A 21242-nucleotide genomic window follows, 5' to 3' on the forward strand; every position below is an offset into this window, starting at 1 on the left:
CTATTCGTCATTAAACATATAGCCTACGCCTTTGAGGGTTTTGATGTAGTTCTCTCCTACTTTTTCTCTCACTTTTCTGATATGCACATCTACAGTGCGTTCGAGCACATAAATATCTGCTCCCCAGATTTTTTGGAGAAGTTCTTCGCGGTTAAAAACCTTGTTGGGGTGGTTGGCTAAGAAAAACAATAACTCAAACTCTTTCTTGGGTAATACTACCGACTTGTCTTCTTTCGTAACGGTATAGTTTTTACGATTGATAGACAGCCCCGCAATTTCGATTTGAGACTCAGGCTCGGACTTTTGGGCCTCTCTTCTAAACAGCGCATTGATGCGGCTCATCAAAGCACGCGGCTTGATGGGCTTAGTAATATAATCATCAGCACCAATTTCAAAAGCGGCCACTTCCGAATACTCTTCCGAACGAGCAGTGAGAAACAAAATGTAAGTATTGCGAAAATCAGGAATATCTCGTAACAGACGGGCGGTTTCGATGCCATCCATTTGGGGCATCATAATATCCAAAACGACGAGTTCGGGGATGAAAGAACGGGCGATTTCGAGGGCCTGTTTTCCGTTGTGGGCAGTGGCTACATCGTAGCCTTCTTTTTCTAAATTATAAGCAAGAAGCTCGACAATATCTGAGTCGTCGTCAACGACTAAAACTTTGTGTGCAATCTGAGCCGATTTTGCAGCGCTCATAGCATAAATGTTGATTTCGGTGACGAAATTACAAGTAGTGTCAACAATTTTAACACTACTTATTGATTCTTAACACAAATTTAACAGTTGAAGTGCATTAAAACGAATGAAGTATAAAAGTAAAAATACTTTTTTAACTTCAATAAAATCAACAGTTTATGCCGTTTAGGGAAGGAGACTATGATTCTTTAGGAGCAACTGGCGACATCACGTCTTTTTGAATACGGTGCAAAAGCTTTTGCATTGAGCGTTCTATTTGGTCATACTCTACTTTTTCTTTTGCAATAAGTACAAATGCAATCGATAACGCCGGAGATGTGGGAGAAATCTCCAACAAATGTTTGTTTTTACGATACGCTTCACGGCAGCGGCGACGCAGAAGATTGCGATCTACGGCTTTTTTGAAATTGCGTTTTGATATAGAAAACAAAACTTGAGGAAGCTGAGAAGGTAGAGAGGCATCAGCTAAATAAAATACCTTAAACGGAAAAAGGTAGGACGTTTTGGTTTCCGTACTACCTTTTTCAAACAAACGACCGATGCGTTTTGGGCTACAGAGTCGCTCTGTTTTTTTGAATGTCTGTTTCAATGTTTGAATCGTTTGAATGGTTTAAGCTGTTTGAGAAGCTAAATTCAACTTTTCAAACTATCAAACTCCCCAAACACACAAACAAGATTATTGCTTGTGACGTTTTTCGTCAGAAACTGTTAATTTCCAACGACCTTTTTTACGACGCGCCGCTAATACTTTACGACCATTGGCCGATGACATACGCTCACGAAACCCGTGCTTGTTGCGTCTTTTGCGGTTTGAAGGTTGATATGTACGTTTCATTTCTTAAAGCCTTTTATTACTTATAAATCCTTGATTTCAAAACGAGTCCGCAAAGGTACGGAAACTTATAAAAGTTTACAAACTATTTTTCGGGGAAAAACGCGAAATTTGGCGCGGTAGCTCTCAACACCTTCTCTCATACAAAACAAAACGCCTTCTATGGGCCTATTTCGTAAAGATTTGGACGCAATAAATTCGTTAAGATCAGAAAAAAAAACTTGGCTTTTTTTCCTAATCTTTTGTGTACTGAGTGCAACAGGACATGGATTGATAGGATATTGCTGGTCGCGTTCACAAATAGGGGAACTGATTCTTACGTTTGCACCTCTTTTTTTGCTATATACAATAGTGATTTTAAAACAGTGGCCCACTAAATGGATCAAAAGGTTGATGTGGGTTGGCGTAGGGTTAAGATTGGTTTTCTTGATGGCGACACCTGCTTTGTCGGACGATTATTTTCGCTTTATTTGGGATGGCCGATTGCTGGCTTCAGGCTACAATCCCTATTTATATCTGCCTTCTGAAATCCTGCATACTTCTATTGCAAAAGAGGCCAATCTCACCCAAGCGCTTTATGAGGGGCTGAATTCGCCGCATTATTTTACAGTTTATCCACCGCTTAATCAGCTGATTTTTGGGGTAGCAGCTGGGTTAGGACAAGGTAGCGTGCTCATTAGTATTTTGGTACTTAGACTTTTTATTATAGCCGCAGAGGTAGGAAGTCTTTGCATAATGGCCTCTTTTCGATGGCCGAAGTATCTTCAAAAATCCCGTCGAGAAATTGTGTTGGTGTATGCCCTCAATCCGTTTGTGATTATGGAATTGGTGGGAAATTTGCATTTTGAGGCGGTGACCTTGTTTTTTGTTTTATTGGCTCTACGAGGGCTTATGAGTCTATCAAAGATGCCTTTTCAATACCCAAAATCGGCGGTAGCTTTGGGGTTAGGAGCTTCTGTAAAGCTGATTCCTTTGATATTTTTGCCTTTGATTGTGAGTAGAATAGGCTTGCTCAAGGGCGTCAAATACTCAATGATAACGATCGGGGTGGTATTGGTTTTATTTATGCCCTTTATGAGTGAAGCATTATTCCATAATTTCGGTAAAAGCTTGGATTTATATTTCCAAAAATTTGAGTTCAACGCCAGTATATACTATCTTCTACGGGAAGTAGGATTTTGGCTCACGGGCTACAATATTATTCAGGTGCTTGGCCCTGTACTGTCTTTAACAACGCTTGTGGGAGTAGGTTGGTTAGCTTTGCAGCGGCAAAATTTGTTAGAACAAATGCTACTGGCACTTACTTTGTATTTTTTGTTGGCTACTACCGTACATCCTTGGTATATTACTACTTTGGTAGCTTTGGGGGCGCTTACTCAGCGTTGGTACACATTGGTATGGTCGGCTTTGTTGCCTCTCACTTATGTTGCCTATCTTTCCCAACCCTATCAAGAAAATTTACGAATGGTGACGTTGGAGTATCTCCTTGTTTTTGGGTGCTTGAGCTATGAATTTTTTCTGAAAGGCATAGATTGGGAAAAGCCTAATTTGCCTTAATTTTTTCTTGAACAAACTTCAACTCCATGCGAGTTGAGTCGGTAGGGGTGGCATAATGAAGCCATAAATAAGAGGTGCGGGTATCTTTCGGTAAAAATAACAATCCTCTCACAGACTCACCCACCGGTAGAGTGGTTTTGCGCAACGCCATTTCCTGCCAATTAGCTCGTTCATGTTTGAGTTGTTGTGCGCGGGCTTTTTGGAGATGAACGTCGGCAATTTGTTTTTGGATGATAATATTGTAGGCTTGGTCGTGCATGTACCGATTGTTGGCTCGTTGTTGCCAAGAGCGGTCGTTGCGGCTCGAATGGACGTCGCTAGCGATAGTAGCGATAAGCAGCAAGCCATTAAAAACCGAAGAAGCGACCAGTCTTTGTTTTTGTCGTTTTATGTCAAGCGTGGTTTGCTCAATTTTCTTCTCAGGGTCGGTAGCCCGATAAATAGAAGCGTACAGTGGGTTGTGTTTGTTGCGAAGAGTATCTGACTTGGTATCAAAAGGATAATACGAAAAATCGACTGGGTCAACCAATAACGGGGCGGAAGTTCGGTTTTTGATTTCGACATCAAGCACCAAATGACTTGGGTCTTCAAATTCGTAAGAAGCTACCAAAACAACTCCATTTTGTTCGGTACGGGTCACTTCACGTCCGTCAATCCAAGCTACGTCACCCGAGGCAGGGCGTAGTTGATAATAGCTGGGCGCACATCCAATCAGAGAAAGTAAACTGAAAAATACGAGGATATAAACTGAGGTTTTCATGACAACTTTGGCTGTTTTGTTAATCACAAATTTGATAATAATCTTCACAAGATGTGATTAACAAAAATAACAACCATTATAATACTGCCCAAATGAATTTTGATGAATGGTTAAGAGGTAGCGTAGGCTGAAAGAAGTTCGTAAACTTTATGTAAAGGCAAGCCCATAATGGTATAAAATGAGCCTTCGATACGAGAAATCCCAATCATTCCAATCCATTCTTGTACTCCATACGCACCTGCTTTGTCGAAAGGACGATAATGGGCGATATAATAATCGATTTCGGTTTCGGTCAATGTTTTAAATACTACTTGTGCCACATCGCTGAGGGTTTGGTAGCCTTCTGTACTTAGTAAACATATCCCCGTAATCACCTGATGCTCCCGCCCCGATAGTTTTTGAAGCATGGCGCGAGCTTCGGCGGCATTAGCGGGTTTGTTTAGAATTTCGTTGTCAACCACCACAACGGTATCAGCACAGAGAATGAGCTTTTCGCCCAAATCATGCGCAAACTGTGCGGCTTTGTGCTGCGCCAAATATCCTGCTACTTCCGAAGCGGGCATATCTGCGGGAAAAAGCTCATCGGTAGGGCGAACTTGTACCGTAAACTCAATCCCCAATTCTTGCAATAACTGCTGACGGCGCGGGGAATTGGACGCAAGAATGAGAGGACGAGATAGGTCTATCATATCTTCTCTTTGTGCATAAGCGTTGCAACGCCTTTGGTAGTGATTTTTCCGGTAGTTACGTCAAACACTTCACCCAAAATCTCGCCAGTGTGCTTTTCGGGATTGAGACTTTGTACCGTAAACTTTACTTTGTAGTCAGTATCAACAAACATAGGCCGTAAAAACTGGAAAGTTTGCCCCACATAAATCGAACCATAACCTGGAAAGCGAGTGCCGATGATTTTGGTAAAAACACTAGCGCCTAGCATCCCGTGGATAATGGGGCGTTTGAAAGGCGTTGTGGCCGCGTAATCGGGGTTTAGGTGCAGTGGATTGTCGTCGCCTGTGAGCTGTGCAAATGCAATTACATCGTCTTGGGAGAATCGAAATTCGTATTCGTAGGTATCGCCAATGGAAAGTTTCATGATAAAATAATGAGTTAATATACGATAAAATCGTCTAAGATTAGATATTGATTTATGGTTAGAGAGAGCCTGTTTTGCCGCCATCTACTGGCAAGTTGATACCGCTAATCGCCGCTGCCGCTGGGCTACAAAGAAAAGCTACTGCGGCGGCGATTTCTTCGGGCTCAGCAAAACGCCTGAGAGGCACATCGGCCGCAAGTTGTTGGTTGATTTCTTCTACTGTTTTTCCTGCTGCTTGGGCGCGTTGTTCGTTGATAGACGTTAGACGGTTGGTGTTGGTGTATCCAGGCAGTACATTGTTGATGGTAATGCCAAATTGCGTAATTTCTAAAGAAAGGGTTTTGGCCCAACTTGCCACCGACCACCGCACTGTATTGGATACTCCCAAACCCAAAATAGGCTGCTTGACCGAAGTTGAGATGATATTTACGATTCGTCCAAAACCTGCCCTTTTCATAGAAGGTACTACAGCTTGGGTCAAGATTTGATTGTTGATGAGGTGCATTTCAAAGGCCTTCAAAAATTGCTCAGGAGTGGCTTCGATGATAGGACCTGAGGCAGGGCCTCCCGTATTGTTGACCAAGATGTGCACTTCAGGAAAAGTCGCCATATAAGTTTCAATGGCCATTTTGACGTTTTCGCTACTAGCAAAATCGGCGACTATGTATCGGTGGATTTGGTTTTTGCTAGTATCCAAGGAAGCCAAGGTTTCTTTCAACGATTCTTCGTTGCGAGCCATTAGGGTGATATTTGCGCCCAAAAGTGCTAATTCTACCGCGCAGGCTCGGCCTATCCCTTGCGTACTTCCGCATACAATGGCCGTTTTGTGAGTGAGGTCAAGATTCATAGCAATGGCACAAGTTTTTATTCTATAACAAAAAGAATCTATTTGGGTTTGAATTTACGTTTGTATGGAAACGTTAACCTAAATTGGCATTCGACAAAAGTTTAAATTCGTCATTTCATTTTTTAACTTACCTAAATTTATGCGCAGTTTCTTATTGATTGTATGGTTGATAACATTCGCTTTTGGGAGTTGTACAGCTACACCTACTTCCAATGCTGCCCCTGTAGATCACTCTGCTTGGGACAAACTTCTGAAAAAACACGTAAACGACAAAGGTTTTGTCAATTACACTGCTTTCAAAAAAGATTATGAGGAGCTTAAAAAGTACTTAGATATGCTGAGTGCGAGTGCTCCCAACGACAAATGGAGTAAAGAAGAACAACTTACTTACTGGATCAATGCCTACAATGCTTTTACGATTCAGCTTATTTTGGACAACTATCCGGGAATTGGTAGTATCAAAGATATTGGTTCTAAAATCAAGATTCCGTTTGTGAATACGCCTTGGGATGTAAAATTCATAAAAATCGCAGGACAAAAGATGGATTTGAACAATATCGAGCATGGCATCATCCGTAAGAAGTTTGATGAGCCACGTATTCACTTTGCGCTTGTATGTGCTGCCAAATCTTGCCCACCCCTCCGCAACGAAGCCTACGTCGCCGACCGCCTTAATGCGCAGTTGGATGAGCAAGCGCGTGATTTTATTAATGACAAAACCAAGAATAATGTCACAAAAGACAAAGCTACCTTATCGAAAATTATGTCTTGGTACGGCGGAGATTTTACCAAACAAATGCCTATCGTGGATTGGGTAAACAAGTATTCTAGTGTTAAAATCACGAAGAATACCAACATAGATTACATGGATTATAATTGGGAACTGAATGGTAAATAACAAAAAAGGCGGTTGAATAGACCGCCTTTTTTGTTAAAAAAAATAACATACCTAAGCTTTGACTGCTGCGGGTTTGAGATCAGTCAGATCCGAAATTTTTACGGGTTGTCCTGTTTGAATGCTTTTTCTAGCCCCGATTCCAACCAAAATCGCCATTGCTCCGTCGCGGCTACCTGCCGATTGGCGGTAAGTGTCTTTGGCGTCGGGATTACGGAAAATCTTGTCGCGAAGGCGTGCATCTCCTCCACCGTGCCCTTCAGCTTGGGGAATTTTGATGTATTCTACTTCTCCAAAATTTTTAGAAAGCATAAGTTCGTCGTAAGGCTCGATGGTCATCTTGCCAGATTCTTTAATCCATGCTTCTAGGCGGCCTTTGGTACCGTTGAAAGCAATACGATAACCCTCATACGGTGAGTACGTAGTGAGAGAGTAGCTGACGTTTACGCCGTTGGCATAATGAATCGTCGCGGCCATTTTATCATAAATATTTATATCTTCTTTGAATACACAGCCATCGCGTAGGTAGCCGTCGTGTTTTTCGTTGTCAACGTACAAGGCCACAAGGCGCTTATCTTTGGTAACATCCCAATAAAACTTGCAATCGTTTTTGTGAGGGCAGCTACGGCAGTTGTTTCCTCTTAGAGTACCATTTTTACCATAGTGTTCCAACGATCCTTGGGCATATACACTTTCAGGTTCAGATTCGAGCCACCAATTGAGCAAATCAAAATGGTGACTTGCTTTGTGTACCCAAAGTGAGCCGCTGTTTTCTTTTAATCGGTGCCAACGACGGAAGTAGTCGGCGCCGTGGCGTACATCAAGATACCAATGAAAATCTACCGAGGTCACTTTGCCAATAGCCCCTTCCCGTAGCAATTCATAAAGTTTTTGACGGTGAGGCGAATAGCGATAATTGAACGTAACGGTGACTTTCTTTCCTGTACGTTTTTCGGCATCCAAAATCGCCTGACATTTTGTTTCGTCGGTGGTCATGGGCTTTTCAGTCACAATATCAGCACCCATTTCCATGCCTTTGATGATAAACTGATCGTGGGTAGCATCTACCGTAGTGACGATGAGCAAATCAGGCTTGGCTTCGCGCATCATTTTTTCAAAGTCCGTATAAAGTGGACAATTGACATTGAGCATTTTGCGGGCGGTTTCGGCGCGGCCGGGGTTGATGTCGCAAAGACCGACAAATTCGATAATATCCCCAAATTCTTTGATAACGGGAATGCCCCACATACTAGTACCACGGTGACCCGTGCCTACCATTGCTACTTTGCGTTTGGCAGAGGTGCCGCTGGCAAATGCCGATGATGCTGCCAACACTCCAGCGGTAGCTAAGGAGCTTTTGTGCAGAAATTCGCGGCGGTTAAGAGTTTCTTGTGAATGATTCATGTTTGGAGGTATTTGGAAGAATGATGAGGAAAATTGAGAGGCTTATTTTAAAGAATTAGATTTTTTGAAGAAACCTAAATCATCAAACAAAACACCTGAAAATATTCCTTATTCAATTCTACATTCTAGGTTTGGTACATTACAAATGAAATATTGACTTTTTTTATGCAAACGTTATCGGCAACGTTGTCAGTGTGTCAAAATCATGCTTTTGAGAAAACACGAAGAAAAAAATAGGCTTGCTAGGTAAGTTTGAAAGGCGGCAATAAAAAAAGCAAAAATTGTACTAATTTGAGAATTTATAATAAGTACTTACGCATAATTAGGTGAGACTTTGCGGCCCGCCGCCGCGGCAAGTTTATAACTCTTCTGATTATCAATAGTATAAGCCTAAAACCGCGCGGCGGACCGTTTGGAAAGTCTATTTTTGCTCAATTACTTACCTCTCTTTCTTTATTAATCCATATGAAAGACACATTCAAGAGATTCACTTACAGGGGAGTTGTCGGGATTAGTATCCATAATGTCGGCCATATAAGCCCACCATTTTTTGACAATTGGATGCTGCGGTAGCAAATCAGCAGTATGGTTTTCGGTGCGTTTTTGTACTGCAAACAAAAAGCCAGAAGACCGATGAAGGTAAATAGAATAGTCGCTTACACCTGCTTCAGAGAGGGCTGCCGAAAGTTCAGGCCAAATTTCGTCATGGCGTTTTTGGTACTCTTCCTCAAAGCCGGGCTTGAGTTTCATCACAAAGGCTACTTTTTGCATCGTTGGAATTGGGATATGAGTTTGGAAAAATAATCAATGAATAAAAAAGAAGAAATCTGCCAAACCTTCCTGTACTTTGGTATATCGATAATAGGAAAGAGACTCAAAGCCACGCTTGAATCTCTTTCCCACCTTGGTTACCAGAGATGATGTACCTGTGGTTTTATGTATTTTTCATAAATACGATTGACTGCTTCTTGCTGGGATTCAGTCAAATTGGGTGTATTGAGGGCGGCTAAATTGGCGGTAGCTTGCTCAGGATTTGAAGCCCCCGGAATAATTGTACTGACGGCTGCAAATTCCAAAATCCAGCGCAAAGCAACAGGGGCAAGGTTGGAATATTGAGGAAAAAGAGCTTTCAGTTCTTCTACAGCTGCAAGTCCCGTCTCATACTCAATCCCTGAAAATGTCTCACCTTTGTCAAATTTTTCACCGTGACGGTTAAAAAAACGGTGGTCGCCTGCGGTAAAGGTAGAATCTTTTGAAAACTTGCCAGTCAGCAATCCACTTGCCAAAGGTACTCTCACAATCACCCCTATGTTTTTTTTGAGGGCTTGTTCAAAAAACAATTCGGCTGGGCGTTGACGAAACATGTTAAAGATGATTTGAACCGTAGTAACGTTTTCAAATTCAATGCCTTTGAGAGCTTCTTCTACTTTTTCGACGCTAATGCCCAGATTTAGGATTTTACCTTCATCTTTGAGTCGGTCAAACAGCTCAAAGATTTCGGGACGGTAATACACTTCGGTAGGGGGGCAGTGGAGTTGAATCAAATCGAGGGTTTCGAGGCCCATATTTTGCAAGCTGTCTTCCACAAATTTGCGCAATACCGCTGGCTGATACGCTTCACTGGTATGAGGATTGAGCTGGCGTCCGCACTTGGTAGCTACATAGATGCGCTCTGAGCGGTTTTTTACGAACTTTCCAACTGCTTTTTCACTTTCTCCAGCTCCATATACATCGGCTGTATCGATAAAGTTGATTCCTGCATCGACCGCAGCGTGGAGGATTTTTTCGGCGTTGTCGTGGCTAAAATCATCGCCCCATTTTCCGCCTACTTGCCAAGTGCCGAGACTGATTTCGGATATTTCAAAGCCCGTTTTTCCTAATTTTCGGTAATTCATTTCTGTAATTTTGTTGAGTTGATTATTCATTCCAAGCGTTCATGCCGGGTGTAAGAGGCATACACGCAATGTAATTGCCCGGAATAGGGTCATAGCCAAGAACGTCCTTTCCGATTTTTTGGGAGGTAAAATATCCCAACAATGTCAATTCTTTGAGGCGTCTAAAAAACGGAGTGGGAGAAGGTGGCGCTAGTCTGATTCCCCAAACCGATGGCGGCAAAGCCTCGGCTTCTTTGTCTAGTTGGGTCAAAAAGGCTTCTCGCTGCTGAGGTGTACACTCTACAAAAGACTTACCGTGAGTTTTTTCGCATTCTTCTTCTAGCTTTTCGAGGCCTGCCACAAAATCTTTTTGCTCCTCTTCAGAAAGTAAATCTTTGAGCATTTTATCCACAAATTGGGGTACACCCAATTCTTTCGCACCGGGTGTTTTGGTTTTAGGGAGAATCGTCTCCGTAATTTCGGCAATGCTTGCTGCTTGATTGTTGGTCAAGAATACAGGCTTCCAATCAAGTTTTGCCTCTTGGGTACATGCCAAAAATGTTTGACTCAGGGCGGTTGTGGAGACGGCATACCCCAAAAACAAAGCCGATGATTTTAATATTTCTCTGCGGTTCATGTCGATTCGGTAAGTTTAGAGGCTGAGGCGATTGAGTTCTTTGACGGCAAAATCTACCGCTCGGGCTGTCAAAGCCATATAAGTAATGGAGGGATTGACACAGCTCGAAGAGGTCATACATGCGCCGTCGGTGACGAATACATTGGGTACGGCATGGATTTGGTTTTGTCCATTCAAAACCGAGGTTTTGGGATCGCGGCCCATGCGGGCTGTTCCCATTTCATGCACTCCTACGCCGATTCCGCCCGAATAGTCAAATGGGGTGACGTTTTTGAAACCTGCTTTTTCGAGCATTTCAGCGGCATCAATTTTCATTTGTTTGCGCATCGCCATTTCATTACCCTTAAATTCGGCATCCATAGTCAGGGTGGGTAGTCCCCACTTATCTTTTATGTCTTTGTTGAGCGTTACTTTGTTTTCGTGATAAGGCAAACATTCCCCAAAACCTACCAGCGACATTCCCCAACCTCCGGGCGCAAAAAGGCTATCTTTGAAGTCGGCTCCTACGCCTCCACCACCTACGCCACCGCCCCAATTGCCTCTGCCTCCGCTTCCTTGATAATCATAACCACGAATGAAATCTTTGGTTTGGGAAGCTTCATCCACGTTGCGATAGCGTGGTATAAAAATCCCGTTAGGGCGGCGACCTTTGTAATATTGGTCTTCAAAGCCGTCGTATCCACCCATGGCACCTACTCGATAATGATGATCCATGAGGTTGTGGCCTAGTTCGCCGCTATCATTGCCCATGCCGTTGGGAAAACGGCTTGAGGTAGAATTAAGCAAAATTTGGGTTGAACCCAAAGTAGAGGCATTGAGGAAGATAATTTTGGCATAAAACTCAAGCTCTTCTTTGGTTTCAGAATCAATCACTTTGACACCTTTGGCTTTGCCAGATTTTTCGTCATAAATGATAGACGCCACTTGCGAATCAGGACGAAGGGTAAGCTTCCCTGTCGCATCTGCGGCAGGAAGTGTGACGGCATTGCTACTAAAATAAGCCCCAAAAGGACAACCACGTGAGCAGCGGTTGCGGTTTTGACATTGCCCACGGCCATTCAAAGGTTCGGTAAGATGCGCTACTCGTCCAATAGTGAGGTGCCGCCCTTGGTAGTTTTTCTCCAAGCTTGCTTTGAAATGCTTTTCGAGACAATTCAACTCCATAGGAGGTAAAAAATGGCCATCGGGCAAATGAGACAGACCGAGTTTTTCGCCGCTGATACCCACAAATTTTTCAACATAGGTGTACCAATTTTCGAGGTCTTTGTACCGAATCGGCCAATCGATGGCGATGCCTTGCTTGGCATTGGCCTCAAAATCAAGGTCACTCCAGCGATAGCATTGCTTCCCCCAAAGCAAAGAACGGCCTCCCACTTGGTTTCCTCTAATCCAATCAAAACGCTTGACCTCCGTATAAGGGCTATCGAGGTCGTTGTTGTAAAAATGCTTATTGGTTTCGTTGATAAATCCACTCCGAAGTTGGATGTGGTATTTTTGCTGGTCTTCGTAAGAAAGTTTTTCGCGGTGCTCAAAATCCCAGTGGTCGAGATTCATGGTAGGATAATCTTCTACGTGCCGCACCATGCGGCCACGCTCCAATACCAACGTTTGTAGCCCTTTTTCACAAAGCTCTTTGGCGGCCCATCCACCGCTAATACCCGAGCCAATCACGATGGCATCGTAGGTATGGGTTTTGTTTACTTTTAAATTAAAACTAGGCATAGGTTAATGTATGATTGAATTGAATAATCTTCAGGTAAAATGTTGCTAATGTAAGAAATTAAATGTCGAGATGACAGTTGCCAAAGACTTAATTTATTTCTAACGGAACCCACCCTTTTCTTGGAAGATACGAGATTGACGGAATATGGCTAAATGCATGGTAATCGGTTTTTATTGACTTGTTGAACTTTTCACGAGAGAACTTTATTGTAAAATTGTATGTATATACATATATTTATCCAGCAATCGAAAATCATATTCTAAAAAAGGATTTATGATTTTTGATGTGATTGATAATCAATAGGATGAAAAGAAGCGAATTTCTTAAAAGCGCCCTTGGAGGGGCGATAGCAATGGAATCTTTAAAAGATTTGTATCAATGGAACGAGCAGTTGGCTACCAAAGATAGTCTCATGCCGATGCTGTTTGTAGGGCATGGCTCACCGATGAACGGCATCGAAGACAATGAGTTTAGTCAAGGTTGGCAAAAATTTGGTAAAGAAATTGCCGTACCTACGGCAGTGCTGGTAGTATCGGCGCATTGGTACACGCCGGGTACAAAAGTAACGGCTATGCCAGAGCCGCGCACGATTCACGATTTTGGTGGATTCCCCAAGGCTTTGTTTGATGTTCAGTACCCTGCCCCTGGAAATCCAGCTTTGGCCAAAGAAACAGCTGCTTTGATTCACAAAACCAACGTGGGGCTCGACCACGAATGGGGCCTCGACCACGGTACTTGGACGGTAGTAAGGCACATGTATCCTCAAGCCAATATCCCTGTATTACAGCTTAGTATTGATTATACCAAACCGCCACGCTATCATTACGAATTGGCAAAAGAGCTTGCCATATTGCGTAAAAAGGGAGTGTTGATTATAGGAAGTGGCAATATGGTACACAATCTGCGCATACTTAATTGGCAACTTACTGACAAGGGCTATGACTGGGCGATTGAGATGAACGAGACTTTTAAGTCTTTGATTCTAAAAAATCAACATTCGTCGCTTATCAATTACGAGAACTTAGGACAAGCCGCCAAAATGTCAATCCCAACACCGGAGCACTATTTGCCGCTTTTGTATATTTTGGGGTTGAAAGAAGAGAATGAAAAAGTAAGTTTTTTCAACGACAAGACCTTGATGGGCTCTATTTCGATGACCTCTGTCAAGGTAGGTTAGGTATTTTTTGAAAATACCTAACCTACTAGGTTTAGACTTCAATCACTGCCTTAATGACGTTGCTTTCGGGTTTTAGCAATTCGTCGAAAGTATTGATGAGTTGGTCAAAAGCAATTCGATGCGAAATCCAAGGGCGGGTATCGAGCGTGCCATTTTCCATTGCAGCGATGATGCTCCTAAAATCTTCGGGTAGGGCATTGCGACTTGCCAAAAGAGTTACTTCGCGGCGGTGAAATTCGGGGTCGTTGAAAGTAACATCACCTTGGAATAATCCCACAAAGGTCAATCGCCCACCGTGAGAAAGATACTTAAAGGCTTGCATCATTGAAGTAGGATTGCCAGTGGCATCAAACACTGCCGTCGGCAAATCTCCCGCAAAAGCTTGTCGGATGTCATCCAATGGACTCTCGTTTTGAAGTAAAATAGTCGTATCTACGCCGAGTTGTTGCGCACAAAAAGCCAATCGAGAAGCGTTCATATCCAACACCGCTACTTTAGCTCCTTTCAATTTTGCAAATTGAATAACAGATAAGCCAATCGGCCCTGCCCCAATAACAAGCACCAAATCATGGGCTTGTACTTGCGCACGGTTGACGGCGTGAGAGCCTATACCGAGGGTTTCGACCAAAGCAAGTTGTTCGTAAGATAGTGTCTTAGAAGGATATACCTTAGACGCAGGCACTTTGATAAGCTCACGCATTCCGCCGTCTGTATGAACTCCCAGTACTTTGATTTGTTCGCAGCAATTGGTCTTTCCGCTTCTGCAAGCTTGACATTTGCCGCAATGCAGATAAGGCTCTACAGCTACTTTGTCGCCTACATGCAAGGAAGTTACTTCATCGCCTAAAGCAATGATTTCCGCTCCTAGTTCGTGGCCTAAAATGCGAGGATAAGAGAAAAAAGGCTGCTTGCCTCGATAAGCATGATAATCTGTACCGCAAATACCGATACGATGAATCTTAATCAATACTTCGTGAGGTTCGAGTGAAGTATCAATATCGGTGTCTGAATAACTAAACTGTCCGGGGGTGTTGAGGATGAGGGTTTTCACATCAATGATTGGTTGGGAAATCGCAAATATAAAAACATCCTCAACGCAAACTCTCCTGCCTCTTCCTATTAAGCTGTTTTATTGGATTTAATAAGTTATTTTTGTTTGGTTCAAACCTAGTTTTGTATGTACAAAGACATTCTTTTTTCGCAAAGCGCAGGGGTAGCGCGTATTACCTTCAACCGTCCCGAGGTATTGAATGCCCTCAGTCCAAATCTTATTGCCGAACTTACCGATGCTACCCAAAAAGTGGCATTGGACGAATCTATCAAAGTTTTGATTGTGACAGGAATGGGGCGCGCTTGGTCGGCAGGGGTAGATTTGCAAAGTCTCAATGATAGTATTCAAGAAGGGTATTTTTCTAATACAGAAGTACTTGAAATGGGGGTAGCGTTTATTTTAGCGCTTCAGTCTATGCCTCAAGTCACTATTGCGCAGGTCAACGGTCATTGTTATACGGGTGCGTTGGAGTTGATGCTGGCGTTTGATTTGGTATATGCCGCCGATGAGGCTCAGATAGGAGATACCCATACCAAATGGGGCATCGCTCCCAAATGGGGCATGACTCAGCGCTTACAGCAAAAAGTGGGGCTGTTGAAAGCCATGGAAATGTCGTTTACGGCAGAGCCTATTAGGGGGCAAGAAGCGGCAAGGATTGGTTTGGTAAATCAATCGGTTGCTCTCGAAAAGCTAGAAGAAAAAGTGAGTCAAGTAGCGGAAAAAATCAAAGCAAACTCCGCCCAAACCATCGCTGCTATGAAAAAGATGTACTATTTTGGAGCGCATCAGGGCTTGCATCGGGGGCTTGAATACGAATGGCAAGCAGATTTTAAAATCACTGACCGTGAGCAGTTTTTGCGGGATTTTAAGAAAAACAAATAAGCTTTTTGTAGCGTCTTGGGCATAGCCAATAGCTATGCCCAAGACGCGAATTAATTTACTTTTTGAGTTTTTCTAATTCATCTTTCACAAAGTTCATAAGCTCTGTGATGTATTCTTTCGAAAAATCAAAGGGGATATTGGCTGCCGCATAAATCGCGCTGATAGGGGCAGTATAGCCTAGTTTGAGGGCATTGAGATAGCCTTGTAACCCCTGTTGAGGGTTTTGTTTATAGTTTCGCCAAACGCCGATAGCTCCCAGCTGCGCCATGCCGTATTCGATATAATAAAACGGTACTTCGTAGATATGAAGTTGTTTTTGCCAAATGTACTTTTTGAACGCTTCTAGGCCACTCCAGTCGGTCAGAGAATCGCTGAACTGCTCGTAAATAGTGAGCCAATTTTGTTGACGTTCGGCTACTGAGTGGCTAGGATTTTCATAAATCCAATGTTGGAATTTATCAATAGTTGCTACCCACGGTAAGGTTTCGATGATAGATTCGAGGTGCTGGATTTTGGCGCGGCGTAGTTCGTCTTTATTCTCAAAAAATACATCCCAATAATCCATCGTAAGCAGCTCCATACTCATAGAAGCCAATTCGGCGACTTCGGCTGGGGTGTTTTTGAAAGAATTGAGCAGTAAATCCCGCGTAACAAAATTGTGAACAGCGTGACCACCTTCGTGCAAAAGCGTAACCAAATCGCGGAGATTGGAGGTCGCGTTCATAAAAATGAACGGTACGCCGATTTCTTCTAAAGGATAATTGTAGCCTCCGGGGGCTTTGCCCTTGCGGGATTCGAGGTCAAGGTGTCCCATAGCTTTCATGATGCGCAGGTAATCCCCCAACTCAGGGTCAAGCAAAGTAAAACAAGTAATGGTTTTTTCGAGCAATTCGTCGCCCGTACTGAAAGGCTTGAGCGGGGGTAAATTTTGTGGATCTACCTTGAAATCCCACGGACGAAGGCTCGAAAGTTGCAGCGCCTCTTTACGTTCGAGAGCCATAGTATTGAGCATTGACACTACCGCTTCTGCCACTGATTCATGAAAGTTGAAGCAGTCTTGGGGAGTATAATCGAAGCGGCCCAAAGCGGCAAACATATAATCGCGGAAATTGTCGAAACCTGCATTGGTAGCTACTTGATGACGCAAATCGCGTAGGGTATTGAGCAGTTCGTCGAGTTTGTCTTTATCTTCTAATCGCCGCGTTTGGATTTTGTTCCAAACTTCTTCTCGAAGGGCACGGTCGGTCGATTGCAAAAAATCTGACGCTTTTTGGAGGGTTACTTCTTCTCCTTGGATATTGACCGTCATGGCACCTACGGTAGCTCCGTATTTGGCTTGTTCGGTTTGGATTTGAGTTTGAAGAGGAATATTTTCATCCCTAAAAATCTCAATGGCTTTTTTCATGCTACGAAGCGCGATGTCAAATCCTTGGTCTTTGAGTTCATTCAAAAAAGGACTTTCCAAGGCTTTTTTGTCAAGTGCATTGCCATAGGACGATAGATGTGGCTGGAAGTTTTCCACAAAATCGCCAAATTCCTGTTGGTATTGCTCACTGCTTGTATCGCAAGTCATGCGGATATATCGCCATGCAAAGTTTTCGGAGAGATAAGACTCCAATTCGCTTTTGTCCAAAAACCATTGCCGTAATGCTTCGGCTGATTGGATAGGACGATTGACGAGGTTTTCATAAAATGGCTGAAGTTGCTCCCAAGTGGTAAGCTCAAAGTCTTCTCCTAAAAATTTTCGAGGCGGGCGTTGGGGAATATTAATCGCTGACATAAAGCTGTTTTTTCGATGTTTTGATAATGTTGGCTAACAAAGGAAGGTGAAAAATGGTTTTGTTAAAAACAACATACCTACTAATCATCAGTTTTATCATTAAAATGAGCTATTTGTTTAAAGATTGATTGCAAAAAATTATGTGGCTTAATATTCTCATTGTTTTAGGAACCTTTGTTTTTATGGAAGGTTTTGCGTGGTTTACGCACAAATACATCATGCATGGGCCGATGTGGAATTGGCACGAGTCTCACCATGTTCATCATAAAGGATGGTGGGAAACCAACGACCTCTTCGGGATTATCTTTGGGGCGACAGCCACAGTTCTCATTATAGTTGGGTCGGAGTGGGAATCATTTAGGTGGTTGATGTATGTGGGAATAGGAGTTACCCTTTACGGAATTGCCTATTTTGTATTTCATGATGTAATCGTACACCGCCGAATCAAGGTTAAATTCAAAACAAGTAGCCGGTATCTCAATCGTATCATTTGGGCGCATTATATGCATCATAAAGTTCACCAACGTGATGGGGCTGAGGCATTTGGGTTTTTGTATGCTCCCAAGAAGTATGACAAGCAAAAAATGAAAGAGAAATAAGAACGTATTTTTTTGAGTCAAGCGACGATTTTTCTAAAAGTAGTTTTGTAAGATTGGCTGCTTTAATCAAAAAATACGTACAATAATGACAAAATCGTTTTATCTCCTGGCGCTTCTTTTTGCTATTTCGGTAAGTTCTTTTGCGCAAAAAAAGAAAAAAGCAGCTACGAAAGATGCCATTTTGGTTTTTTCTAAAACAGCGGGCTACCGACATTCGTCTATTCCCAAAGGAAAGCAAGCTTTGATACTTATGGGGCAGCAAAACAGATTTGCAGTAGATACTACAGAAGATGCATCGGTATTTACGCCCGAAAACCTAAAGAAATACAAAGCAGTGGTGTTTTTGAGCACTACTGGAAATATCCTCAACCAAGACCAAGAACACGCCTTTGAGCAGTTTATCCGGGCAGGAGGAGGTTTTGTGGGGATTCATGCCGCTGCCGACACCGAGTACGATTGGCCTTGGTATAATCAACTAGTGGGAGCGTACTTTTTGAGTCATCCCAAGCAGCAAAACGTAGACGTAGTAGTCAATGACCACAATCACCCCTCTACCACTATGCTACCCGACCGCTGGAAGCGTTTTGATGAATTATATAATTATAAAAAAATAGTGCTTGGTATCAAAGTATTGGCGACCCTCGACGAATCTACTTATAAAGGTGGGGCAAACGGGGTCAATCATCCTTTTATTTGGTATCGTGAGTTTGATGGAGGGCGGTCTTTCTACACGGGAGGTGGCCATACTGACGAGTCGTTTGTAGAACCGCTATTTGTACAGCATTTGCTGGGAGGAATAGAATATGCGATTGGTCGTAAATCCGTAAAGAAACCGATGTAAGGGGTTACGTTGGTAATTAGTACAATCATGAACGCAGATAGGCTGCTTTGGTAGCTTCTCTGCGTTTTTTTTGATTTAAGGTGAGGTACGAATTCCACAAAATGCCCAAAAAATACGCATGGAATGGTTTTTTGATGAAATATATCAAATCAAAAAACAAACAATAAACATGAAAACGAAAGTATTACTGTTAGCGCTTCTGTTGGTTCAAGGACTAAGCTATGCACAAAGTGAACCCAAATTTTTTAGTCTAGGTCTACGTGCCGGTGCCAACTTATCACAATTTAAAGGCAATGATTTGTCGTTGAATTCAAGCGAAGGTTCTTTTCAATTGACCGACAACAGCAACCGTGTTTGGGGAGCTACGGGAGGTATCTTTATGAGATTTGGACGCACGTTTTTCATACAGCCCGAAATCATGCTTTCCCAAAAAGGAGGTAGATTTAGTGTATTTGAAGGTACTAGCGGAAAAGCTGAAAAAAGTTTCAAAATGACAAACATTGATTTTCCAGTTATGTTTGGGGTGAAGATTGCCCGTTTTTTGAGAATCAATGCTGGGCCAGTAGCCGCTTTCAACTTAGGCCGTGATGGAGACTTAGAGGAAGCTTTTGAAGACTATACCAACGAAAAAGACTTTGATGATGCTTTTCGTCGTGCGGCACTTGGGTATCAAGCAGGTATAGGCCTTGATTTTGGCAAACTCAATTTTGACTTACGTTATGAAGGAAACCTTACAGATGTAGTAAAACTTCAATTGAGCAATCCACAAGCTCAAGCGCAGTTTGACCGTAAGATGAATCTCGTTCAAGCTACACTAGGTTTTGCTTTTTAGTGCTTCATTTATTCCATCAATCAATAAAAAAAAGGGCGATTATCGCCCTTTTTTTATTGATTGAACTTTACTTTTCAAATACTTCATCCTCTTCTCCATTTACGATTTGAGTATCATTTTCGGCGTTTATCTCGTGTTTTTGAGGGTCGGGGGGAGTGTGTTTATCAGGTTCGATTTCGGGAGGAGCCGTAGGCTGCTCTATTTCGGGCTGATGAATTTCGGGCTGCGCAGGATGCGGCTCCACTTCGGGTGCTGGCGTAGGTGGCGCAGGCGTAGGATCGGGTGTTTGTGTGTTTTTCATGGTTTGAAATATGTTTGGTTTGGGTATTATTTTGAAAAACTTGTGCCACGATTTTTGGGGAACAATCTCCTCAGGCTGGTACAATATTGAGCTGGAATACATTTTTAGCGTATAGTAGTAACGCTAATAATCTAGTGAAGCAAACTTTGATAGGTTTCAAGTTTGATTAAGTATTGACAATAAAACCAAAAAAACAGCCGCTATGCCTCCCGTACCTCAAAATATTCAGTTGCCTTATATAGCACGTTTAGCTTTTGGGCTTATTTGTGTGACCATTATTGTATATTGGATGCACGTGCTGGGCTCAATCGTGACTTTGCTATTGTTTTCTATCCTTTTTTCGATAGCGATGTATCCGCTTACTGATTGGCTAGAACGGAAAGGTCTAGGTAGAATGTTAGCCATTACGATTTCAATTCTTACATTTTCGTTGGTAGCGGCGGGGGTATGTATGGTCTTGGGGTATCAGGTGAGAGATTTTTCTGAGATGCTTCCTCAATTGATTAATAAAGTAAATGCCTCCCTAAGCAAAGTGCAGCTTTGGGCGTATGAGCGTTTTAAAATTCCCCCAAGCCGGCAGTTAAATGAGTTGCAGAAATATTGGCAAAATATAGCCGAAGGGGGAGGTTCGGTAGTAGGAACCGCCGTCTCTACCACCACTACGATGCTAGGTAATATCTCTATCTTGCCCGTGTATATTTTCTTCTTGCTGTATTATCGCGATATGTTCAAGCAGTTTTTTTGCAAAGTCTTTGCTTCTACCAAAAAAGCCAAAATACATGAAGTACTTGGTAAAATATACGAAGTAGTCCACAGCTACCTTTCAGGACTTTTGATTGTGACCTTGATCGTGGGTACGCTCAATTCGGTAGGGCTATTGATTTTAGGGATTCCATCGGCTATCTTCTTTGGGTTTTTAGCGGCTATTTTATTGATTATTCCTTATATAGGAATCTTGATAGGGTCTATTTTGCCCATTGTGGTAGCTCTCGTTACCAAAGATTCCCCTATGTACGCGGTAGGAGTGGCTGGAATATTCTTCTTTGTACAAATGCTTGAAGGAAACATCATTACGCCTTATATCGTAGGTTCCAAAATCAGTGTCAATCCCTTGGCGGCCATTGTCATGTTGTTTTTGGGGGGGGCTTTGTGGGGAATTGCAGGGCTGGCTTTGGCCTTACCACTTACGGCGATTTTAAAAGTGGTTTTTGATGAAGTAGAAGCGCTCAAACCCTACGGATATTTGCTAGGAGAGCCTGAAACTACCAATAAACAACGAGCTATTCAGAGCAAAAAAGTGCAAAAAATTGAACAAAATGTAGTGGAAAGTATTGCCGAAACTACCAAAGAAGTAAAGTCCCTTTTTGGGCGAAAAAAAGCCACAAAATCTGCTTAACGAGTAAAATTGGGTAGAAGATTCCACAAACTTTAAGCTTTGAAAGCAGTAAATTGAAG

23 protein-coding genes are annotated in these 21242 nt (G+C 42.7%); 8 read left to right on the forward strand and 15 right to left on the reverse strand.

The window, feature by feature from the left end; translation table 11 throughout:
- The 3 genes from G563_RS0105910 to rpmH form a co-directional block, all read right to left on the reverse strand.
- The gene (locus tag G563_RS0105910) at window positions 1-702 is read right to left on the reverse strand and encodes a response regulator transcription factor (RefSeq protein ID WP_028664504.1); all 702 of its coding nucleotides are present in this window, start codon (window positions 700-702) and stop codon (window positions 1-3) included.
- A gap of 178 nt (window positions 703-880) precedes the next feature.
- The gene (rnpA, locus tag G563_RS0105915; protein WP_037325948.1) at window positions 881-1291 is read right to left on the reverse strand and encodes a ribonuclease P protein component; all 411 of its coding nucleotides are present in this window, start codon (window positions 1289-1291) and stop codon (window positions 881-883) included.
- A gap of 87 nt (window positions 1292-1378) precedes the next feature.
- Window positions 1379-1537: a 50S ribosomal protein L34 gene (rpmH, locus tag G563_RS37595; RefSeq protein ID WP_028523643.1), complete on the reverse strand. Its 159-nt coding sequence runs from the start codon at window positions 1535-1537 to the stop codon at window positions 1379-1381.
- Window positions 1538-1963: 426 nt separating this feature from the next.
- Between rpmH and G563_RS33810 the strand changes: the two genes are divergently transcribed.
- Window positions 1964-3091 carry an MptA/MptB family glycosyltransferase gene (locus G563_RS33810; RefSeq protein WP_157585108.1) on the forward strand — a complete coding sequence of 376 codons (1128 nt, stop codon included), beginning with the start codon at window positions 1964-1966 and terminating at the stop codon, window positions 3089-3091.
- On the opposite strand, the gene G563_RS0105930 is transcribed toward G563_RS33810, so the two are convergent.
- The 4 genes from G563_RS0105930 to G563_RS0105945 all read right to left on the reverse strand — a co-directional run bounded on the left by G563_RS0105930 (window position 3078) and on the right by G563_RS0105945 (window position 5791).
- A complete protein-coding gene (locus G563_RS0105930; RefSeq protein ID WP_028664507.1) occupies window positions 3078-3851 on the reverse strand; it encodes a hypothetical protein in 774 nt (257 codons plus the stop codon). The two genes, G563_RS33810 and G563_RS0105930, sit on opposite strands and share 14 nt — an antisense overlap.
- 110 nt (window positions 3852-3961) lie before the next feature.
- Window positions 3962-4540: a Maf family protein gene (locus G563_RS0105935; RefSeq protein WP_028664508.1), complete on the reverse strand. Its 579-nt coding sequence runs from the start codon at window positions 4538-4540 to the stop codon at window positions 3962-3964.
- A complete protein-coding gene (locus G563_RS0105940) occupies window positions 4537-4944 on the reverse strand; it encodes a MaoC family dehydratase (RefSeq protein ID WP_028664509.1) in 408 nt (135 codons plus the stop codon). The genes G563_RS0105935 and G563_RS0105940 overlap by 4 nt, the downstream gene beginning before the upstream one ends.
- Window positions 4945-5002: 58 nt before the next feature.
- Window positions 5003-5791, reverse strand: coding sequence for an SDR family oxidoreductase (locus G563_RS0105945; RefSeq protein WP_028664510.1), 789 nt, complete (start codon window positions 5789-5791; stop codon window positions 5003-5005).
- 139 nt (window positions 5792-5930) lie between these two features.
- Between G563_RS0105945 and G563_RS0105950 the strand changes: the two genes are divergently transcribed.
- Complete coding sequence (locus G563_RS0105950) at window positions 5931-6689, forward strand: DUF547 domain-containing protein (protein WP_028664511.1); 759 nt, start codon at window positions 5931-5933, stop codon at window positions 6687-6689.
- 51 nt (window positions 6690-6740) lie between these two features.
- On the opposite strand, the gene G563_RS0105955 is transcribed toward G563_RS0105950, so the two are convergent.
- The 5 genes from G563_RS0105955 to G563_RS0105975 form a co-directional block, all read right to left on the reverse strand.
- Window positions 6741-8090 carry a Gfo/Idh/MocA family protein gene (locus G563_RS0105955; protein ID WP_028664512.1) on the reverse strand — a complete coding sequence of 450 codons (1350 nt, stop codon included), beginning with the start codon at window positions 8088-8090 and terminating at the stop codon, window positions 6741-6743.
- A 456-nt stretch (window positions 8091-8546) separates the two neighbouring features.
- On the reverse strand, window positions 8547-8861 hold the full coding sequence (gene rhaM / locus G563_RS0105960; RefSeq protein ID WP_028664513.1) for an L-rhamnose mutarotase: 315 nt from the start codon (window positions 8859-8861) through the stop codon (window positions 8547-8549).
- A gap of 137 nt (window positions 8862-8998) precedes the next feature.
- Window positions 8999-9985, reverse strand: a complete 987-nt coding sequence (locus tag G563_RS0105965) for an aldo/keto reductase (protein ID WP_028664514.1) — start codon at window positions 9983-9985, stop codon at window positions 8999-9001.
- A gap of 22 nt (window positions 9986-10007) precedes the next feature.
- Window positions 10008-10601, reverse strand: coding sequence for a gluconate 2-dehydrogenase subunit 3 family protein (locus tag G563_RS0105970; protein WP_028664515.1), 594 nt, complete (start codon window positions 10599-10601; stop codon window positions 10008-10010).
- Window positions 10602-10616: 15 nt separating this feature from the next.
- Window positions 10617-12323, reverse strand: a complete 1707-nt coding sequence (locus tag G563_RS0105975; protein WP_028664516.1) for a GMC oxidoreductase — start codon at window positions 12321-12323, stop codon at window positions 10617-10619.
- Window positions 12324-12676: 353 nt separating this feature from the next.
- Here G563_RS0105975 and ygiD point away from each other — a divergent pair, with 353 nt between their 5' ends.
- Window positions 12677-13501: a 4,5-DOPA-extradiol-dioxygenase gene (ygiD, locus tag G563_RS0105980; RefSeq protein ID WP_028664517.1), complete on the forward strand. Its 825-nt coding sequence runs from the start codon at window positions 12677-12679 to the stop codon at window positions 13499-13501.
- Between the two features lie 31 nt (window positions 13502-13532).
- On the opposite strand, the gene G563_RS0105985 is transcribed toward ygiD, so the two are convergent.
- Window positions 13533-14552: a zinc-binding alcohol dehydrogenase family protein gene (locus G563_RS0105985; protein ID WP_028664518.1), complete on the reverse strand. Its 1020-nt coding sequence runs from the start codon at window positions 14550-14552 to the stop codon at window positions 13533-13535.
- Window positions 14553-14678: 126 nt separating this feature from the next.
- Between G563_RS0105985 and G563_RS0105990 the strand changes: the two genes are divergently transcribed.
- Entirely contained in the window at window positions 14679-15434 is a 756-nt protein-coding gene (locus tag G563_RS0105990; RefSeq protein ID WP_028664519.1) for an enoyl-CoA hydratase/isomerase family protein, read from the forward strand.
- 55 nt (window positions 15435-15489) lie between these two features.
- Here G563_RS0105990 and G563_RS0105995 read toward each other — a convergent pair whose 3' ends face one another.
- Window positions 15490-17214 carry a M3 family oligoendopeptidase gene (locus G563_RS0105995; RefSeq protein WP_028664520.1) on the reverse strand — a complete coding sequence of 575 codons (1725 nt, stop codon included), beginning with the start codon at window positions 17212-17214 and terminating at the stop codon, window positions 15490-15492.
- Window positions 17215-17354: 140 nt separating this feature from the next.
- On the opposite strand from G563_RS0105995, the gene G563_RS0106005 reads away from it, so the two are divergent.
- The 3 genes from G563_RS0106005 to G563_RS0106020 all read left to right on the forward strand — a co-directional run bounded on the left by G563_RS0106005 (window position 17355) and on the right by G563_RS0106020 (window position 19486).
- The gene (locus tag G563_RS0106005; RefSeq protein ID WP_037325950.1) at window positions 17355-17813 is read left to right on the forward strand and encodes a sterol desaturase family protein; all 459 of its coding nucleotides are present in this window, start codon (window positions 17355-17357) and stop codon (window positions 17811-17813) included.
- Between the two features lie 85 nt (window positions 17814-17898).
- Window positions 17899-18654, forward strand: coding sequence for a ThuA domain-containing protein (locus tag G563_RS0106010; protein ID WP_037325952.1), 756 nt, complete (start codon window positions 17899-17901; stop codon window positions 18652-18654).
- A gap of 169 nt (window positions 18655-18823) precedes the next feature.
- On the forward strand, window positions 18824-19486 hold the full coding sequence (locus G563_RS0106020; RefSeq protein WP_028664523.1) for a porin family protein: 663 nt from the start codon (window positions 18824-18826) through the stop codon (window positions 19484-19486).
- Between the two features lie 67 nt (window positions 19487-19553).
- Here G563_RS0106020 and G563_RS0106025 read toward each other — a convergent pair whose 3' ends face one another.
- On the reverse strand, window positions 19554-19787 hold the full coding sequence (locus G563_RS0106025; protein ID WP_028664524.1) for a hypothetical protein: 234 nt from the start codon (window positions 19785-19787) through the stop codon (window positions 19554-19556).
- A gap of 202 nt (window positions 19788-19989) precedes the next feature.
- Here G563_RS0106025 and G563_RS0106035 point away from each other — a divergent pair, with 202 nt between their 5' ends.
- Window positions 19990-21183 (forward strand): AI-2E family transporter, encoded by a 1194-nt coding sequence (locus G563_RS0106035; protein ID WP_028664525.1) that lies wholly within the window; start codon window positions 19990-19992, stop codon window positions 21181-21183.
- The last annotated feature ends 59 nt before the right edge of the window (window positions 21184-21242 follow it).

The organism is Runella zeae DSM 19591, from assembly GCF_000423565.1.
Lineage (GTDB): Bacteria > Bacteroidota > Bacteroidia > Cytophagales > Spirosomataceae > Runella > Runella zeae.

Coding starts and splice junctions, on each gene's coding strand:
- G563_RS0106025 (WP_028664524.1), bottom strand. CDS start 19,787: ATGAAAAACACACAAACACCCGATCCTACGCCTGCGCCACCTACGCCA.
- G563_RS0105990 (WP_028664519.1), top strand. CDS start 14,679: ATGTACAAAGACATTCTTTTTTCGCAAAGCGCAGGGGTAGCGCGTATT.
- G563_RS0106020 (WP_028664523.1), top strand. CDS start 18,824: ATGAAAACGAAAGTATTACTGTTAGCGCTTCTGTTGGTTCAAGGACTA.
- G563_RS0105955 (WP_028664512.1), bottom strand. CDS start 8,090: ATGAATCATTCACAAGAAACTCTTAACCGCCGCGAATTTCTGCACAAA.
- G563_RS0106035 (WP_028664525.1), top strand. CDS start 19,990: ATGCCTCCCGTACCTCAAAATATTCAGTTGCCTTATATAGCACGTTTA.
- G563_RS0105930 (WP_028664507.1), bottom strand. CDS start 3,851: ATGAAAACCTCAGTTTATATCCTCGTATTTTTCAGTTTACTTTCTCTG.
- G563_RS0105995 (WP_028664520.1), bottom strand. CDS start 17,214: ATGTCAGCGATTAATATTCCCCAACGCCCGCCTCGAAAATTTTTAGGA.
- rpmH (WP_028523643.1), bottom strand. CDS start 1,537: ATGAAACGTACATATCAACCTTCAAACCGCAAAAGACGCAACAAGCAC.
- G563_RS0105950 (WP_028664511.1), top strand. CDS start 5,931: ATGCGCAGTTTCTTATTGATTGTATGGTTGATAACATTCGCTTTTGGG.
- G563_RS0105965 (WP_028664514.1), bottom strand. CDS start 9,985: ATGAATTACCGAAAATTAGGAAAAACGGGCTTTGAAATATCCGAAATC.
- G563_RS0105970 (WP_028664515.1), bottom strand. CDS start 10,601: ATGAACCGCAGAGAAATATTAAAATCATCGGCTTTGTTTTTGGGGTAT.
- G563_RS0105910 (WP_028664504.1), bottom strand. CDS start 702: ATGAGCGCTGCAAAATCGGCTCAGATTGCACACAAAGTTTTAGTCGTT.
- ygiD (WP_028664517.1), top strand. CDS start 12,677: ATGGAATCTTTAAAAGATTTGTATCAATGGAACGAGCAGTTGGCTACC.
- G563_RS0106005 (WP_037325950.1), top strand. CDS start 17,355: ATGTGGCTTAATATTCTCATTGTTTTAGGAACCTTTGTTTTTATGGAA.
- G563_RS0105935 (WP_028664508.1), bottom strand. CDS start 4,540: ATGATAGACCTATCTCGTCCTCTCATTCTTGCGTCCAATTCCCCGCGC.
- G563_RS33810 (WP_157585108.1), top strand. CDS start 1,964: ATGGCGACACCTGCTTTGTCGGACGATTATTTTCGCTTTATTTGGGAT.
- G563_RS0105945 (WP_028664510.1), bottom strand. CDS start 5,791: ATGAATCTTGACCTCACTCACAAAACGGCCATTGTATGCGGAAGTACG.
- G563_RS0106010 (WP_037325952.1), top strand. CDS start 17,899: ATGACAAAATCGTTTTATCTCCTGGCGCTTCTTTTTGCTATTTCGGTA.
- G563_RS0105975 (WP_028664516.1), bottom strand. CDS start 12,323: ATGCCTAGTTTTAATTTAAAAGTAAACAAAACCCATACCTACGATGCC.
- rhaM (WP_028664513.1), bottom strand. CDS start 8,861: ATGCAAAAAGTAGCCTTTGTGATGAAACTCAAGCCCGGCTTTGAGGAA.
- G563_RS0105940 (WP_028664509.1), bottom strand. CDS start 4,944: ATGAAACTTTCCATTGGCGATACCTACGAATACGAATTTCGATTCTCC.